General features: G+C 39.7%; 13 protein-coding genes. 10 read left to right on the top strand and 3 right to left on the bottom strand.

Annotated elements, in window-relative coordinates:
* The first annotated feature begins 42 nt into the window (after nucleotides 1–42).
* A complete protein-coding gene (locus PYV58_RS04725; RefSeq protein WP_004823428.1) occupies nucleotides 43–1,140 on the top strand; it encodes a helix-turn-helix domain-containing protein in 1,098 nt (365 codons plus the stop codon).
* 828 nt (nucleotides 1,141–1,968) lie between these two features.
* Nucleotides 1,969–2,886 carry a siderophore-interacting protein gene (locus PYV58_RS04720; protein ID WP_034618222.1) on the top strand — a complete coding sequence of 306 codons (918 nt, stop codon included), beginning with the start codon at nucleotides 1,969–1,971 and terminating at the stop codon, nucleotides 2,884–2,886.
* Between the two features lie 242 nt (nucleotides 2,887–3,128).
* Here PYV58_RS04720 and PYV58_RS04715 read toward each other — a convergent pair whose 3' ends face one another.
* Nucleotides 3,129–4,721, bottom strand: a complete 1,593-nt coding sequence (locus tag PYV58_RS04715) for a BCCT family transporter (protein WP_004823430.1) — start codon at nucleotides 4,719–4,721, stop codon at nucleotides 3,129–3,131.
* Nucleotides 4,722–4,985: 264 nt separating this feature from the next.
* On the opposite strand from PYV58_RS04715, the gene betI reads away from it, so the two are divergent.
* The 7 genes from betI (at nucleotide 4,986) to PYV58_RS04680 (ending at nucleotide 13,056) form a co-directional block, all read left to right on the top strand.
* Nucleotides 4,986–5,609 (top strand): transcriptional regulator BetI, encoded by a 624-nt coding sequence (gene betI / locus PYV58_RS04710; RefSeq protein ID WP_004717575.1) that lies wholly within the window; start codon nucleotides 4,986–4,988, stop codon nucleotides 5,607–5,609.
* Nucleotides 5,602–7,074, top strand: a complete 1,473-nt coding sequence (betB, locus tag PYV58_RS04705; RefSeq protein WP_034618220.1) for a betaine-aldehyde dehydrogenase — start codon at nucleotides 5,602–5,604, stop codon at nucleotides 7,072–7,074. Before betI ends, betB begins: the two co-directional genes overlap by 8 nt.
* Before the next feature lie 90 nt (nucleotides 7,075–7,164).
* Nucleotides 7,165–8,859 carry a choline dehydrogenase gene (betA, locus tag PYV58_RS04700; RefSeq protein ID WP_004717579.1) on the top strand — a complete coding sequence of 565 codons (1,695 nt, stop codon included), beginning with the start codon at nucleotides 7,165–7,167 and terminating at the stop codon, nucleotides 8,857–8,859.
* Nucleotides 8,860–8,926: 67 nt separating this feature from the next.
* A complete protein-coding gene (locus tag PYV58_RS04695; RefSeq protein WP_034618219.1) occupies nucleotides 8,927–9,721 on the top strand; it encodes a TorF family putative porin in 795 nt (264 codons plus the stop codon).
* 600 nt (nucleotides 9,722–10,321) lie between these two features.
* A complete protein-coding gene (locus tag PYV58_RS04690) occupies nucleotides 10,322–10,909 on the top strand; it encodes a TetR/AcrR family transcriptional regulator (protein WP_034615767.1) in 588 nt (195 codons plus the stop codon).
* A gap of 193 nt (nucleotides 10,910–11,102) precedes the next feature.
* The gene (locus tag PYV58_RS04685; RefSeq protein ID WP_034615770.1) at nucleotides 11,103–12,311 is read left to right on the top strand and encodes an MFS transporter; all 1,209 of its coding nucleotides are present in this window, start codon (nucleotides 11,103–11,105) and stop codon (nucleotides 12,309–12,311) included.
* A gap of 370 nt (nucleotides 12,312–12,681) precedes the next feature.
* The gene (locus PYV58_RS04680) at nucleotides 12,682–13,056 is read left to right on the top strand and encodes a hypothetical protein (protein WP_167321156.1); all 375 of its coding nucleotides are present in this window, start codon (nucleotides 12,682–12,684) and stop codon (nucleotides 13,054–13,056) included.
* A 212-nt stretch (nucleotides 13,057–13,268) separates the two neighbouring features.
* Here the strand turns inward: PYV58_RS04680 and PYV58_RS04675 are convergent, their stop codons facing one another.
* Both PYV58_RS04675 and PYV58_RS04670 read right to left on the bottom strand, forming a co-directional pair.
* Complete coding sequence (locus PYV58_RS04675; RefSeq protein WP_034615773.1) at nucleotides 13,269–15,596, bottom strand: TonB-dependent receptor; 2,328 nt, start codon at nucleotides 15,594–15,596, stop codon at nucleotides 13,269–13,271.
* Nucleotides 15,597–15,742: 146 nt separating this feature from the next.
* A complete protein-coding gene (locus tag PYV58_RS04670) occupies nucleotides 15,743–17,221 on the bottom strand; it encodes a PLP-dependent aminotransferase family protein (RefSeq protein WP_034615776.1) in 1,479 nt (492 codons plus the stop codon).
* Nucleotides 17,222–17,329: 108 nt separating this feature from the next.
* Here PYV58_RS04670 and PYV58_RS04665 point away from each other — a divergent pair, with 108 nt between their 5' ends.
* Nucleotides 17,330–17,785 (top strand): GNAT family N-acetyltransferase, encoded by a 456-nt coding sequence (locus PYV58_RS04665; protein ID WP_034615779.1) that lies wholly within the window; start codon nucleotides 17,330–17,332, stop codon nucleotides 17,783–17,785.
* The last annotated feature ends 73 nt before the right edge of the window (nucleotides 17,786–17,858 follow it).

Below are 17,858 nucleotides of genomic sequence, written 5' to 3'. Positions count from 1 at the left end.
AAGGTATTAATGGCATAACCATTCATCATAAAGGAATATGATATGAAGCTATTGAATCAATTACAGCCACAAGCGCTTCGTTTACAGACCACACATTTTGTCAATATCGAATCCGTCACTGCTGCGCCACTTCTCGCTTTACCTCCCGAACCAGAACCATCACTGTTTCGTCGTTCTCTTCAACATAATTATGCGGATTTACTAAAAATTGCAGATGATTCTGAAATGGCAATTGGAATCACAGATCATCATGGCACATTACTTTGGACATGGAGCAGCCGTGCTATGCTCTCCTCTGCGGAGCAAGTGCATTTTGTCGAAGGTGGACATTGGTCAACACAGGCTGTCGGTACAAATGCGATTGGTTTGGCTTTAAATAATCATCTCTCTAGCTGTGTTTATTCACATGAAAATCAGATGAATAGTGTACAGGATTGGGTTTGTTATGCCGCGCCGATTGTTGACCCTGTATCTGGACAATTTCATGGTGTGATTAATTTATCGACCAAGTACAAGAAGCATACTTCACTGGGTGTATTGGCTGTAGAGCGCTGCGCAGAGTTGGTTCAACGTGCGATTCAATTTGAACAAAAAAACATGCTTTACCTCAAAGTTTTTGGTACACCCAAAGTTCAATTTAACCAACAGCTTTTAACTTTGACCCATCGACAAATTGAAATTCTATGCATTCTTGTGTTACACCCAGAGGGTATTAACCTAGATGAACTGCACTATGCGTTATACGGTGATCGGGACATTAGTGAAAAAACATTAAAAGCAGAAATGTCACAATTACGCACTTTGCTCCCCAACTGTATTTTATCGCGCCCTTATAAGTTAGTTTGTGAGATTCAAACCGACTTTACCAGAGCTGAACAGTCCCTCAATGCAGGTTTTCTCGCCAGTACATTTTCACTTTATAAGGGTAGTTTTTTGGCAAAATCAGAAAGCCCTTTCTTGACCACATGGCGTGATTGTTTCGATGCGCGTTTAAGTCATCTGATTTATCAAATTCAGGATATTGACCCACTTTTAAAAATTATTAGTCGTCTTCCTGAACGCAATGATGCAATACAACGGGTACTGGAATTATTGCCTGAACAAAGTCAGCATCGCGCGTATTTTTTAAAATTACTTTAGGCTCAATGAGATTAAAGATTTTATTGCACAACTGATAGCACAGCACTGTTTTGCCCTGATGTTTAAGGCTATAAAGTTGCTGTGTATAAAAAATAATAAGTGAATCGATCTAAGACTAATTTTTAAGGCCAACGACAGAAAATGCACGGTAAATATAGTCAACCTGTCAAAAAAAATCAGACACAATAATATAATTTCTCTTAATTAATATTTTTAATTAAATCAAGCATATGAAGAAATAATATTGTTTAATTATATAAAAGCTTACACTGCTATATCTTACATTCAAAGTTTAAATCCCTTTGCGTAGGCGATGCCTCACTTTTCAGAGATGAAAAGTGACAAAAATCTTCTATTGGGCGAGGGGTACGTCCTGTACCCCCGCCCAACGGCGACATCCATGTCGCCTCACGGTAGGATCACCAGCTATGATTCAAAAGTATAAAAATGAATTGATAACCAACAATTTTTAAAAGTTAATACAAAAACATAAGCTTCATTTATGCTCAATGACTTGATGCAAATCACTTGTATGAAATAATTAGGTGATTTGACTATATAAAAAATTTCAAGATTAAAATTAATATATTTTTCACGTAATTAAAATAAACCATGAGCCTGATCAATATTACAACGCCTCACAATCTCACCACTCTCGGCAATAAATCAATCGCTAAAATTAATATATAAGTAATTTAAACATAAATACCATTTAAATGATAATGATTATATTTTACATTTAACACCATACAGATCTTCTCGATCCGCTCAGCACTGAAAGAAAGGCAATTGTGGTTTATTGCTCAATAAATATAGGTAGACTTAATAATGAATAGCCAACAACAAACGACATCAGATCAAAAAACAACTTTAGATCAAAAAACGGTTTCAGACAAAAAAACAGTATCAGACCAAAAAACGATACTGAAACAAGATGATCATATGCGGAATCTGGAAGTCATTGAGATGACGATAACGGCGATTTCTCATCCCTTCCCATCAATTGTACGTATTCGGGGGGAAATTAATACAACACAGCCAGACTTATGGACAACACCCAACCTTGCCATTCGTTTAGAAGTGCATCAACAAGCAGACAGCTTACCTATATCACGTGTATATACCGTGCGTTGCTTTGATCCAAGTACCCGTCAAATTGAAATTGACTTTGTTCTACATGCTGACCCAAGTCCAGCAATGCTTTGGCTAGATTCAGCAAAAATTGGCACTAAAATTCAACTTACGGGTCCAAGACCGCACTTTCTCCCCAACTTTACCCCAGCCAAACGCATGGTGATGTTTGCTGACGAAACCGCCATTCCTGCCGTCTATTCAATTTTACAGCATTGGCAACTGGGGATTCAGGGAGAGATTTATATTGAAAGTTGTGAAGCCAATATTATTGATGATTTGCCAAAACATCATGGAGTAAATATGCATTTACTCTATCGGAAAAAACCACAGCAAGCGGGTAAATTGGGCATGCTACTTAAAGTTGCCGCGCAGTTTAAAGATCGTGAAGATATAAGCGTTTGGGCAGCCTGTGAACGTAATGAAGCAAGAGCGATACGTAAGCTGTTTACCCAACACAGTCATTTGAATAAAGATGATATTCGTGTAGCGGGCTATTGGAATGTCGGCATGTCCAGCTCAACATTAGATCTGAGCCGAGTCGCATATTATCAAAAACATCTAGAGCAAGGTAAAACACTAGAAACATTTGATGATCTAGATATGCCTGTTTAAATCAAGCCATTGCCCGATTTAAATCACCCCATCTCACTTTTCTTAAGACGGTTATTTAGGGGAGTATTTGAAATGGAAATCTCAATTCTTGAGATCGATGTTCTGGCTTTATTATGGCCTAACTCAATGATGATTGAACACAATTGACAGCAGCCGACTCGGATCTCGCGATCCGAGTCTTTTTTATTATTCATTGCTCAGCCTGTGTAGACGAATTGTCAACAGACCTTAATTTCTGACTTTTATTTGACGGGTTCAGAAGAATCAGTCGTTTTATTGACAGCTTGTGGCGGTTGCGGGCTGGCTAAGTCCTGATTAATTGCTTTGGTTAAACCAAACATATACAGCAAAATAATCACTGAGAATGGTAAACCACATAGCACCACGGCACTTTGCATCGAATGGAAACTACCTGCTAACAGTAAACCAATACTGACAATCGTAATCACCACAGACCAGAAAATTCGCAACCAAATCGGTGAATCACTTTCATTGCTTCCACCTTTTGTAGATAGATTTGCAATCATCAGCGTACCCGAACCCACTGGGGTCAAGAACAGTACAAAACAAATCACCACAACAATCCCAGCCACATAAGGATTAAAAGGTAAATATTCGAGCAATTTAAACAAAGACAAAGCTGGATCGGTAAGAACCATATCGCCCAAAACTTTTTGTTTTTGATTCAAAATTAAATCAATTGCAGTATTTCCGAAAATTGAAATCCAAGCCAAAGTAAAGCCTAAAGGGATCAGGCACACACCCAAGACCACTTCACGAATGGTGCGCCCTTTTGAAATACGCGCAATAAACATCCCAACGAAAGGTGCCCAAGCAATCCACCAAGCCCAATAAAACACTGTCCAAGAACCGAGCCAGCCTTTCGCTTGTGGATTGTATAAATACACATCAAAACTTTTCGCGACAAAATGGTTGAGATAGTCACCCACGTTCTGTACCAAACCATTGAGTAAATGATTGGTGGGTCCAGTTAAGAACACAAATAACAGTAACGCATAGAGTAAACGTAAGTTAATCCGTGAAAGCCAAGCCAGTCCTTTTTCAATCCCCACCACTGTGGTGATGGTCGCAACAGACATCATCACCAATACCACTGCAATCAGGGTAACATTGTTGTCTGGAATGGCTGGGACTAAATAGCTGATGCCCGAAACCAACACCAGTGCACCAATACCTAGGTTGGTGACCAAAGAAATCACCGTGGCTAAAATCCCAAAACCATCCACAAAGTCGCCGATCAAACCATAGATCCGATCGCCAAAAATTGGATAAAGCGCAGAACGTAAAGCCAGAGGTAAATCTAAGCGAAAGGCAAAATAGCCCAAGGTGACACCCAATAAGGCATAGAGCACCCAACCATGTATACCCCAATGTAAAAAGCTATACATCATGGCATCTCTGGCAGCTTGGATTGTGCCGCCCTCGCCTTCAGGTGGTCTTAAGAAATGATCGACAGGTTCAGCAACACCATAATACAGTAAGGCAATGCCGATACCTGCTGAAAACAGCATAGACACCCAAGCCAAGTAACCAAACTCAGGTTTATCACCATCTTTTCCAAGTGGAAGTTGTCCAGCACGTGAAAAAGCCAACCATCCGACAAAACCCAGACATGCCACAATCACCAGCATGTAATACCAACCAAAGAGTTGATTGGCCTGCTCTTGCACATAGGTCAGCCAAAACTGACTTCTTTCTGGAAATAAAACAAACAATAGGCCAAAAATACCGATACTGATTGCAGAACTTCCAAACACAAATAAATTTAATCGAATCCGTTCGGACGAATATCCTTTATGGCTATTTGACACCATGCTATTGCTCCTTGCAATCGGTGTATTTTCTTAAAAAAATAATAGGATATGTACTATTTTTACTGAACATCCTGTTGGATCAGAATGTTGATGTATACACTTACATTTCTTATTACTCATCAAAAAATTATTGATTTTTGCAGATTATACTTTTTATTGATTGAACGTTCAATCAATAAAAAGTATTATAAAAAAATGCTAAGATGTTCTACATTGAGTAATGTTAAATAAAAAGTGCCTTTTCAGCACTTTAAGTGGATATACATGACAAAACGTAGAGTCAAACCAGAGCATGTGCGACGTGAAGAAATTATTAACGCCGCATTTGATGTGATTTATGAAGTGGGCTTATCCAATATGACCATTGCACAAATCGCAAAGAAAGCCGAGCTATCCACAGGTATTGTGAGTCACTATTTTGGTGATAAACAGGGATTAATAAATACCTGCATGCAAGAAATGCTGAATGTTTTACGTCGTAAAACCGACCAAAATAAAACTGAAGCAGACGAGCATCCAGAAAGCCAACTTAAAGCGATTATTGATTCTAACTTTGATATTAGTCAGGTCAATAAACAAGCCATGCGCATCTGGTTAGACTTTTGGTCTGCAAGCATGCACCTACCCGAACTTGGGCGCTTGCAACAAATTAATGATCAACGCCTGTATTCAAACTTGAAGTTTCACTTTCTCAAGTTATTGGACAAAGAACAGGCAAGCATTGCCGCTCGTGGTTTAGCGGCATTGATTGACGGATTATGGTTACGTGGCAGTTTAAGCAGTCATGATGAATTTGACAGCCAGCTGGCGCGTTCCATTGCTTACGATTATGTAAAAACGCAATTGCAATTTGCGAAAAAACCTTTGCAGGAGAGACAGAATGAGTGATTCACAAGTTCATCAATTGTACATCCATGGTCGCTATGTAGCAGCGACCAGTGGTAAGACCTTTACCAGTATTAACCCTGCCAACGGTGAAGTGATCGCAACCCTTCAACAAGCATCACAACAAGACATAGAAGCGGCTGTTCAAAGCGCACAACAAGGTCAAAAAATTTGGGCCGCAATGACAGCGATGGAGCGTTCTCGTATTTTACGTCACGCTGTCGACATCTTACGTGAGCGTAATGATGAACTCGCTCGCTTAGAAACCCTCGATACAGGTAAAGCCTATAGCGAAACATCGACCGTTGATATTGTCACCGGTGCCGATGTACTCGAATATTACGCAGGTCTTGCGACTGCAATTCAGGGAGAGCAAGTTCCGCTTCGTGAATCAAGCTTTTTCTATACCCGTCGTGAACCACTTGGTGTTGTCGCGGGAATCGGTGCTTGGAACTATCCAATTCAAATCGCATTATGGAAATCTGCCCCTGCCCTAGCTGCTGGGAATGCCATGATCTTTAAACCAAGTGAAACCACACCGCTGAGCGTATTTAAACTTGCTGAAATCTATACTGAAGCTGGACTACCAGATGGCGTATTTAACGTGGTACAAGGTGCAGGCCGTGAGATTGGACAATGGTTAACTGAACATCCAATTATTGAAAAAATTTCTTTCACTGGTGGTGTTGAAACAGGCAAGAAAGTTATGGCAAGTGCCGCAGGTTCTACACTCAAAGAAGTGACCATGGAACTCGGCGGTAAATCCCCTTTAATTATTTGTGATGATGCTGACCTCAATCGTGCAGCAGACATTGCGGTGATGGCAAACTTCTTTAGTTCAGGTCAAGTCTGTACCAATGGTACACGTGTCTTTGTTCCAAAAGCACTGTTGGCAGATTTTGAAGCCGCTATTGTAGAACGGGTAAAACGGATCCGTATCGGCGATCCAATGGCTGAGCAAACCAACTTTGGTCCCCTCACCAGCTTCCCGCATATGGAAAAAGTCTTGTCTTTCATTGAGTCAGGCAAACAACAAGGTGCCAAACTGCTGATTGGCGGTGGCCGTGCGACAGAAGCTGAATTGGCGCAAGGTGCTTATGTGTTACCGACAGTTTTCAGTGACTGCCAAGATGATATGCGCATTGTTGAAGAAGAAATCTTTGGTCCTGTCATGAGCATTCTCAGTTATGAAACTGAAGAAGAAGTCATTCGTCGTGCCAATGACACCACTTTTGGTTTAGCAGCGGGTGTTGTGACACAAGACATCACCAAAGCACATCGTATTATTCATCAAATCGAAGCAGGTATTTGCTGGATCAACACATGGGGCGAATCCCCTGCTGAAATGCCAGTGGGTGGCTATAAGCAATCAGGTGTCGGTCGTGAAAATGGTTTAACCACACTTGGGCATTACACCCGTATCAAATCAGTTCAAGTTGAGTTAGGTGAGTATCAAAGCATTTTTTAATGCACTCAGGCTTTCTCCGTATATCAATCCTATGTGCCATGTCATCACCTGATTGCATTGGCACTTTTAAAAAATACAAAAAGGATAATTATGACTACTCAAGCATATGACTACATTATCATCGGCGCAGGATCTGCCGGAAATGTGCTCGCAACACGTTTAACTGAAGACAAAGACGTTACTGTTTTACTCTTGGAAGCAGGTGGCCCAGACTACCGTTTAGATTTCCGTACTCAAATGCCAGCAGCGTTGGCCTACCCACTACAAGGACGCCGTTACAACTGGGCATATCTCACTGACCCTGAACCACATATGAATAATCGCCGTATGGAATGCGGCCGTGGTAAAGGTTTAGGTGGTTCCTCATTGATTAACGGGATGTGTTATATCCGTGGTAATGCAATGGACTTAGATAACTGGTCGACGCTCAAAGGGCTAGAAGACTGGAGCTATGCAGACTGCTTACCATATTATAAAAAAGCTGAAACCCGTGATATTGGTGGCAATGATTACCATGGCGCCAATGGCCCTGTATCTGTGGCAACCCCTAAAAATGGCAATAATGTCTTGTTCCATGCCATGGTTGAAGCAGGTGTACAAGCAGGCTATCCACGTACAGATGACTTAAATGGTTATCAACAAGAAGGTTTCGGTCCAATGGATCGTACCGTGACACCAAAAGGCCGTCGCTCTAGTACCGCACGTGGTTATTTAGACATGGCAAAAGGTCGCCCTAATTTAACGATCGTGACCCATGCCACTACCAATAAAATTTTATTTAATCAAAAGCAAGCGATTGGTGTGGAATATATCATCGGTGCGGATAAAACCAATCTCACACAAGCACGTGCAAACCGTGAGGTCTTGCTTTGTGCGGGTGCTATCGCATCACCACAAATTTTACAACGTTCGGGTGTTGGTGAAAGTAGCTTCCTTAAATCAATGGATATCGATGTCGTACATGATTTACCGGGTGTCGGTGAAAACTTACAAGACCATTTGGAAATGTACTTACAATACAAATGTAAGCAACCTGTTTCACTCTACCCCGCTTTAAAATGGTTTAACCAGCCTGCAATTGGTGCTGAATGGTTATTTAATGGGACTGGTATTGGCGCAAGCAACCAGTTTGAAGCAGGCGGATTTATCCGCAGCTCAGATGAATTTGACTGGCCGAATATTCAATATCACTTCTTACCCGTTGCGATTAACTATAACGGCAGTAATGCAGTGAAAGAACACGGCTTCCAAGCGCATGTTGGTTCTATGCGCTCACCAGCACGTGGTCGAATTAAGCTGAAATCTAAAGATCCATTTGAACATCCAAGTATTCTGTTCAACTATATGTCGACTGAGCAAGACTGGCGTGAATTCCGTGATGCCATTCGTATCACCCGTGAAATCATGCAACAGCCTGCATTAGATGCATATCGTGGCGATGAAATCAGTCCTGGAAAACAGGTGCAAACTGATGCTGAACTGGATGATTTCGTGCGCAACCATGCTGAAACTGCTTACCATCCTTCATGTAGTTGCAAGATGGGTGAAGACGAAATGGCAGTGGTTGACGGTCAAGGTCGTGTACACGGTTTACAAGGCTTGCGCGTTGTTGATGCTTCGATTATGCCGCTGATCATTACTGGAAATTTAAATGCCACAACGATTATGATCGCGGAAAAAATCGCAGATCAAATTCGTGGCAAAAAATTGCCACGTTCTGAAGCGGGTTATTACAAAGCTGGCACAGCACCTGTGCGCAAAGCGCCTTTACGTCCGATCGTGTAAAAGTATTCATATTTTAGCGACACCTCAGTTTTGACTGAGTGTGTCGCATCTTTCAAGGACGAATAAAATGAGAAAAAAATTATTATTGACCATCCCTTTGAGTTTATTTTTTCAAACCCTACATGCCAATGAATCTGGTGTAGAAACGCCGTCTCCATATAGTGCAAATTTGACAGTAGCCAGCCAATATATCTCACGTGGTTTTCAACAGACCTGGGGCAACCCTGCTGTACAAGGCGGATTTGATTATGCTCATCCCAATGGTTTTTATGCCGGAACTTGGGCTTCTACTGTGAGTGATAACTTCATCCGTGATGCCAATGTTGAATGGGATGTCTATACTGGTTATAGCCGTAGTTTCGGTCAGTTAAATCTGGGTACTAAAGTCGCTTATTACTACTATCCTGGGGCAAAAACCACTGCTGAAACAGGTCATACCCGTTTTGATTATGGTGAAATTATTCCAGAAATCAGCTATGGTCCGCTGAGTGTTAAATATGCAATTACCTATACTCAAGATTATTTTGGCAATAATTCTGACACTTTAGCAATTGGTTCCAATAAGCACTCTCGTGGTTCAGGCTTTTTAGATGTGAATTGGTTACAACCCATCGCTCAAGGCTGGTCGGTGAATATGCATTATGGCAATCAACGTATAAAAAACTTTTCTGCCGCAAGCTTTCAAGATGCCAGTGTTGCCATTAACAAAGCGCTGCCTTATGGCTTATCTTCCAGTTTAAGTTATAGCAAAGCATGGGACAAAGACGGATATTATCAAAAATACAGCAATGGCAATCCTAATGCCAAAATTTCAAATCCAATTGATTCCACCCTCACTTTTTCACTCACTAAAAAGTTTTAAGCTAAAGTTTAGATATTCAGTAACCTGTTATAGATCAACCAAAAACCATGCCCTCCATGAGCGTGGTTTTTTAATGTCTATAGTCACCCCCCTAATTATTCATACAAGTGATTTCTATCAAGTCATTGATCAGAAATGAACTTATGTTTTTGTATGTGCTTTTAGAAACTGTTGGTTATCAATTCATTTTTTTTACTTTTGAATTATAGATGGTGATTCTACCGTGAGGCGACATGGATGTCGCCGTTGGGCGGGGGTACAGGACGTACCCCTCGCCCAATAGAAGATTTTTGTCACTTTTCATCTCTGAAAAGTGAGGCATCGCCTACACAAAGCTATTTAAACTTTGAATGTAAGGTGTGGCATTGCAAGCTTTTTATAATTAAATAATTTATTTTCTCATGCAATTGATTTAATTAAAAATATTCATTAAAAGAAATTATATTCTTGTGTCTGAGCTTTTTTGACAGGTTGACTTATATCTTGGCTTATTTCAATAAAGCAAACTCAAATCTCCCCATACTGTTGAATTTTCATTAGACAGCCATTGATTGTTTGTATAAAGTATTAGGAACGATTGTTCCAATATGAGTTAATATTATGCGTACGAAAGAGTTTGATCCTGAAGAAGTTGAAAATGCGGTTATGCAAGTTTTCTGGCGTAAAGGATTTGCAGCGACATCAATTCAAGATTTAGTTGAGGAAACTGGACTCTCACGCAGCAGTTTATATAGTTCCTTTAAAAATAAAGAGCAACTCTACCAACAGGCCTTATCTCGCTATCAACGCCTGATCAGTAAATCAAATATTGATTTGTTATCTAGTGATGGATCAGTCAAAAGTATTATCCAACAATTACTATCTCGTATCATTGAAGATGAATTAAATGATCCGCAACATCGCGGTTGCCTAATGGCCAATGCCTGTTTGGAGTTAGCAGGACACGATCAAAAGACTGCAGAATCTGTCACGTACAACTTTGAACGATTACAGCTCGCACTGGAACAGCTCATGATCAGAGGAAAGCAATCTGGTGAAATCACCCTACACAATTCTCCACAAGCCTTAGCACTTTTTTTCGTGAATACCATTCAAGGCATTCGCGTTTTGAGCAAAGGCTGTAGCGCAGAAAATCGTCAGCAATATCTAGAGAATGTTGCTGAAGTCGCACTAAATACCTTGTATTAATTTTTAGTTTCACCCCCTTAGCCGACTGGGTAGTTTGCAACGCTGAGGGTTTTATTTACCTTAAAATGGAACGATCATTCCAATATAAATACAACATGGAGTAAACAATGAATATTAATCTTGAAAATTTTGGGATGCCTATATTCCTTAAACGAGATGACCTTTCTGTCAATCATACACAGAGGTTTAGCGCATGAATCAGTTCAACAACAGATCAGAGCAGAACCGATCTACACTCAGCTTACCAATTTGGAAATTATTGGCATTTACGGTTGCAGGTTTTATTACCATTATGACGGAAATCATACCAGCGGGCTTATTGGCATTGATCAGTCATGACTTAGAGGTGTCTGAAGCTTTAGCAGGACAAATGATTTCAGTTTATGCCCTAGGATCGGTCATTGCAGCGATCCCTGTGGTTGCTGCAACACGGAGTTGGTCAAGAAAACCTTTATTGTTATTGGCAATCACAGGCTTGTTTGTCTTCAATAGTCTAACAGCGCTATCTTCCAGCTATATCATCATCCTGATTTCACGATTTATTGCAGGAATGTCTGCTGGAATTATCTGGGGTATCTTGGCAGGTTATGCTCGAAGTCTGGTTCCTGCCCATCTACAAGGCAGAGCGATGGCAATCGTTGGAGTGGGTCAACCCATCGCATTATGTCTGGGTGTGCCTTTAGCTATTGGGTTGGGCAATCTGTTTGGCTGGCGTGGGGTTTTCTGGATGATTTCAGGACTTGCTTTAATCCTGATCATCTGGATAAAAATAAGCCTTCCTCATTTGGCAGGACAACCAGCAAGCAAACAACAATCTATTCTCAACGTCTTGGTACACCCCGGTATAGGCGCAATTTTAGCGGTTATTTTTGTTTGGATTTTGGCACACAACATACTTTATACCTTTATTTCGCCTTATTTGGCTGCTGTACAGCTGAGTGAGCATATTGATCTTATTCTTCTTATTTTTGGCCTTTCTTCAATATTCGGCATTTGGATTACAGGTATTTGGATCGATAGATCATTACGCAAATTAACCCTGATCAGTTTAACAGGCTTTACCATCGCTGCCCTTTTCATGGGCTTGAGTAGTCATCACATCTGGCTTGTGATGCTAGGTATCGTACTTTGGGGAATGACTTTTGGTGGTGCACCAACCCTACTACAAACTGCGTTGGCAGATGTCGCAGGTGAAAATGTAGATATTGCCCAATCCATGCTGGTGACGGTGTTTAATCTTGCGGTTGCAGGGGGCGGTATTTTAGGCGGCATCCTGCTACAAAATGTAGGCATAGACTCATTTTTTGTTTGTATCATCGCTTTATCATTATTGGGTTTATCTATTGTATTTTTAGCGCATGAAAATGGTTTTAAAGCAGGACATCGTTTGGGCAGCAAATAAATTTAAAGCTGTCATTTAACACCATGCTTCGATGACAACAGCTATTGGATCAAACAGCGCTATCATCGTTGACTGGGCTATTTGATCCGTCTCTTAAACGATAGCTGAAGCGTGCTCATAATGAACGCAATCAACCACAATGTAGACACTGAATCGACACCAAAATAACCTCCATGATTTTTTCCAAACAAGGCAAATACGCGCAAATATAAAACCTTTAAAATATAGAAGCGAACAATATACAAAACATCAATTTGTACCGTTATTTCACAGCAACACTTAAAAAATTTACCGATTATCACATAGACTTTTTGCAAAATTTAATTAATAATGATTATCAATTTCATTATCTGAAAAATTGGTGAACACTTTGGAACAGCCTACTCTAGCGACTGAAGCGATTCGAGCATTTTTTACCTTACAATGCTGCTGGTTAAACAGTGAAGAAATTTATCTTGAACAAGGTTGTTTGCATTGTGGTTCGGCAGCAACTTATTTAATTTATTTTACCCATGCGCCTATTCAAAAATTAATGCTTGATTTTATTCAAAAATATAACTGCCATAACAGCAAAAAATCAGACTTACTCGACTTATTAGACTTTGAACAGAATTATAATGATTTTTTACAAGTGCTTGAAAGTGCAGTAAACAGTTATGCTCGACAATATCAAAACCAAGCTTGTCATTTGGCATTTGAAAGTGTTGAATCTATTTTTGAACGTGAAGCAGCCATCGCATGTTAAGGAATTGGTGCAGCAATAAATCAAGCTGTAATGATTGAATCGAATAGACTATTTTTTAATTTAATGACATCAATTTGTTACTCTCAATCTATCAAAATAAAGGGGCCAACAAGTTGCTTGAAGTCTTCTCGACAACAGCAACTTATTGACCCCGATAATAAATCTTAAGTTAAGATCCAGCATATAAGACTTAGTCAACAAAAGTTAAGCGATTAAATTTTCATACTTATACCCAGCTGTACCCCACGCCCAGGAAGTGGTGCAATGTATTTTAATGGCGAGTTCTGTGGTCGTGCATCTTCATTTAACAAATTAGACCCATTGAGAAAAACATCAAAATTGGCATTTTGTAATTTGAAGTGTTTCTGAATTTGTAGATCCAACAAGTTATAAGACGGCAATGGAATTTCTTTAGACACATTTTTGCCTAAATACTGAGCTTGATCATAGTAAATATTGGATAAGCGTGCTGACCAATCATTCTTATTCCATTCAAGATTTAGCCCATAACGGTTCGTTGGCATATTGGGTAAGTAATTTCCATCATTTGCCAAACTGGTTTTGTTTGGATTGAGGTTTTTATTTTTCACCAAGTCAGCAAAAGCAGAGATCAAAAGATTGCCATACTGATTGAGTTCAAACTTTTGTTTTAAATCAATTTCAAATCCAGTGATTTCAGCATCTGTCTGGGTCCAATATTTAAGCGGCAAGCGATTACGCATTTGTGCCCCTGAATGGGTCAAATACAAATACTTGTCATATTTCATCTTATATACAGTCGCTTCAAAATTAAAATTTTTATAATTGAACAGGCCTGTTAACTCAAGATTTTTGGACCTTTCTTCTTTGAGTTTTTGATTGCCTTCTTCTTGTAACATAATTGAATAATGTGGATTGCTGGCATAAAGTTCATTAATTTCAGGCGCTCTATCTGACACTGAATAACGCAACTTTAAACCCAATAGATCATTATATTTTAGGTATGAACCGAAACTGTAGCTTTCAAGATTAAATTTTGTATCGGTGAGTTTTGTATTCGGTGAATTTCTGGATGGTACAAAATCACTTTTTTGAATTTTATGTTCAACCTTTTCGTTACGATAACCAGCATCGAGTTCTAGCCAATCAAAGTCTAATTTTTCCTTGATAAACACGGCTTGTGTTTGCGTATTGATATTCGGTAAATAACGTAAATTTCCATGTCCTACCACTTTACGATCAATCTGATTAAAGCCAATAAAACCATTCCAAAATTCAACAGGTCTATGCTTCAGTAATAATTCAGCCTGTTGGGTATCAAATTTATAGTTATTGGCCATTTTTGATCCTAAATATTCTCCTGATGTATTAACGCTCTTACTCACATCAAATTGTATTTGTTTCAATAACAACGGGCTAAAATTAAACTCGCTGTCTAAGGCATATCTTCGCTGATCTGTTTTCACCCCGACTGGTATGCTGTCACTGGTAGATTGAAAAGATTTATTTTCAAGAGAAAATCCGGGTACCCCATATTCACTTTTTTTTGAATCAGCACTGAGCCCAATACGTCCATTGTCGAGAAAATAAGTGCTTCCAATCGCAAAGTGTTGATTGTCTAAATAGCTATTGCCCAACTTGTTTTTATAGTTGGGTGTGACATCTTTATTAATTTTGTTTTCAGTATATTGCTGAGTATTGGGTACATATTTAGGGTTTACTGGATTGGTATAGGTTTTTCCACTCCAAACTGAGGTAGGTTTATCTGTATAGAAGGAAAATGAACCATCTGCCCAATCGGGATTTTCCGTCATAAATTGGTCAATATAAGGCTGTGATGCCGTATTATAATTTTTTTGAATGCGTGCTTCTTTTTGGCAAGCATCTGCCAATGCTGTATTTACCCCACCCGTCGTTGGAAATACACCAGTATTACATACGCTCGCTTTACCCTCTCCCGGAATTTTATAAGCGGACATATCTTGGCTAGAAAACAATACATTGGTAGAAAAATTACTTTGGTTATTGAGATTGAGTTTAAAGCCTTTGGCATCAAAATCATTCCAGCCCTTTTTCGCTACAAGCTCTAATTGAGAACTTTTATTCGGCATCGCTGTATCGATTAGACCAGAATCAATATTCACACTTCCGCCAATGGCATTACCACCATAACGTACACTGTCTGAAGATTTATTGACGGTAACAGATTGAGTGAATAAAGGATCAAAAGGAATATTAATATTGCCGCTGATACTATTCATTCCATAAATAGACTGACCATTTTCCAAAATCTGCACCCGGTTTCCACTCAAACTGCGAATCACAGGCGCACCTGAGTTGGGACCAAAAGCACTACTTTGTACTCCAGAAAGATGCTTTAAAGCATCACCTAAAGTTTTATTGTCTGCATTTCTATTTTCTACAACGATACTTTGATTGATAAATGGATCATTTTCAGCATTGACTCGAATCACTGGAAGTACAGTCAGTTGTTTATTTTCAATCGCATATGCAGGAAAGACCGGTAAAGAAATAGCGATTGCTAAAGTATGGTGACGCATCATGGATTCCGGATTGTAATTTATTGTTATGTTATAACATTGCATAAACAGATGTACAACAATTATCATCAATGCGTGTACAGCTAGACCAGCTAGCGATTTATATCGGAAATAAAGAAATATAGAAGATGAAAAAGGAAGCCGTATTAGGTGTGCTTGATCTGTTGCGCCAGCTTCTGAATATTCATACTAATCTCATCTGGAGTATGCGCTGCATAGCCAAACAATACTGCTGCTTTTTCATAAGGCTGTTGACAGTAGCGAGATAAAGGCTGAACAGCCAGATTAATAGCAAGACACTGATCAATAAAGCTTTGCTCAGTCCATGGGGCTTTTAGCCAACAAATCACATGAATCCCTGAGTCGGTTGGCTGAACAGTCAATATATCTGCAAGAAACTGTTGAATCGCAGCAATTAATGCCTGTTGACGTTCTTGGCAAGCTTTACGCACTTTACGGACATGGCGTGCATAATGCCCCTCTTTGATAAACAAAGCCAAAGCCGCTTGTTCTAAATAAGCACTCCGCGTATCGGTATAATATTTTGCCAGACTCAATGTTTCTATCAGCGATTCTGGAACCACCATAAATCCAAGTCGAAACTCAGGAAACATCATTTTAGAAAAAGTACCTGAATAGATTACTCTTTGCTGTTGGTCTAAGCCCTGTAAGGCTTGAATTGGATGCGTTCCATATCTAAACTCACTGTTATAATCATCTTCAAAAATCCATTTTTGCTGACTTGCGGCCCATTCCAATAGGGCCAATCGTCGACTTAAACTGAGTGTTCCACCTAAAGGGAACTGATGAGAGGGTGCGGTATAGATGAATTTACTTTCGGAATAATGCTGAATAATCTCAGCAATTTTCATCCCTTCGTGATCACTTGATACAGGATGAACTTGAATGCCAAAACTCCGAAAAATATTTAAAGCGGCATCATAGCCGGGCTCATCTAAACAGATCTGATCCAAAGGTTGTAATAATGCATAAGCTGCAAGATGAATCGCTTGTTGGGTACCATTTACAATCAAAATTTGTTGTACATCGCATTTTAGCCCCCGCGTAGAACGAACATAATCACAAATAGCCTGACGTAAAGGCAAATAGCCACGACAATCATGAAACTGACCCAATTGCTGATGAGACTGCCGCCAAGCACGTCCCAATAATTTCCCCCAAAGTGAATGGGGAAATAAATCGGTACAGCCAACGCCGACATGAAATATTTTTTCACCCTGCCCAAATACATTTTGTTTCTGCCAAGCAGGTAATAAATTTGCGATATGCGGATTAATATTTAGCTTGTGACAGATGTCAGATGCAGATTTTGTCGCTATCTCTGGTATAGAAATTAATTGGTCAGGAATCAGCTCAGCGACATATGTACCAGAGCTTGGCTTGGTCACAACATAGCCTTCATCCAGTAAACGATCCATTGCAGCCAAGACTGAATTTCTAGAAATCGACATCATTTCCGCCAAGACACGACTAGAGGGCAGTTTGGTTCCAGAAGCCAGTCGGCCATCTAAAATTGCATCACGTAAAACACTATATAAACCCTCTTTAATCACCCCTTTAGGCAAGATTAAATGAGGGAAATAAGCCGATGCTGCTGTCGCCATAAGTAAAACTGGTACTGTTAAAAATACTCAAAGTGTATCTTATTTGAATACCACAATCACACTTAAACTCATTTCTCCTCTTTCTTTCCCGATGACTGGAGAATACCTGTGGAAAATTTAGTGGTTCAAATTGTGCCTGTTGTACAACAAGACTATAAACAATGGGTGGAGTATTGGCTGGCTTATCAAGACTTTTACCAAGTGGCTTTATCCAATACTGTTACGCAAACCACTTGGCAACGTTTTTTTGATGATCAAGAACCGATATATTGTGCTGTTGCTAAACAAGGTGAGCATGTTCTCGGCTTTGTACATTATGTGATCCATCGCTCGACATGGGCCGAGACCAACTTTTGCTATCTAGAAGACTTATATGTTTCTCCACAGGCAAGAGGTCAACATGTAGGCAAGCGTCTGATTGAATATGTACAACAGCAAGCGATTGTTCAACCCTGCGCGCGCTTGTATTGGCACACGCAACAAAGCAATCAAACTGCACAAAAACTCTATGACTGGATTGCTGAAAAACCAGGGGTCATTGAATATCGTATGGCGTTAAATTAATCCATAAAAAACCAGAAACACAATGCTTCTGGTTTTTGCTTAAACCGTTCTAAAGTCAGTTAAACAAGATTCA

The sequence above is a fragment of the Acinetobacter sp. TAC-1 genome, from assembly GCF_029025845.1.
Classification (GTDB): domain Bacteria; phylum Pseudomonadota; class Gammaproteobacteria; order Pseudomonadales; family Moraxellaceae; genus Acinetobacter; species Acinetobacter guillouiae.
Note: the sequence above shows the minus strand (reverse complement) of the source record. Positions and strands in the feature narration are given on the sequence as shown.

Coding starts and splice junctions, on each gene's coding strand:
- PYV58_RS04670 (WP_034615776.1), bottom strand. CDS start 17,221: ATGGCGACAGCAGCATCGGCTTATTTCCCTCATTTAATCTTGCCTAAA.
- PYV58_RS04690 (WP_034615767.1), top strand. CDS start 10,322: ATGCGTACGAAAGAGTTTGATCCTGAAGAAGTTGAAAATGCGGTTATG.
- betA (WP_004717579.1), top strand. CDS start 7,165: ATGACTACTCAAGCATATGACTACATTATCATCGGCGCAGGATCTGCC.
- PYV58_RS04695 (WP_034618219.1), top strand. CDS start 8,927: ATGAGAAAAAAATTATTATTGACCATCCCTTTGAGTTTATTTTTTCAA.
- PYV58_RS04715 (WP_004823430.1), bottom strand. CDS start 4,721: ATGGTGTCAAATAGCCATAAAGGATATTCGTCCGAACGGATTCGATTA.
- betB (WP_034618220.1), top strand. CDS start 5,602: ATGAGTGATTCACAAGTTCATCAATTGTACATCCATGGTCGCTATGTA.
- PYV58_RS04675 (WP_034615773.1), bottom strand. CDS start 15,596: ATGCGTCACCATACTTTAGCAATCGCTATTTCTTTACCGGTCTTTCCT.
- betI (WP_004717575.1), top strand. CDS start 4,986: ATGACAAAACGTAGAGTCAAACCAGAGCATGTGCGACGTGAAGAAATT.
- PYV58_RS04725 (WP_004823428.1), top strand. CDS start 43: ATGAAGCTATTGAATCAATTACAGCCACAAGCGCTTCGTTTACAGACC.
- PYV58_RS04720 (WP_034618222.1), top strand. CDS start 1,969: ATGAATAGCCAACAACAAACGACATCAGATCAAAAAACAACTTTAGAT.
- PYV58_RS04685 (WP_034615770.1), top strand. CDS start 11,103: ATGAATCAGTTCAACAACAGATCAGAGCAGAACCGATCTACACTCAGC.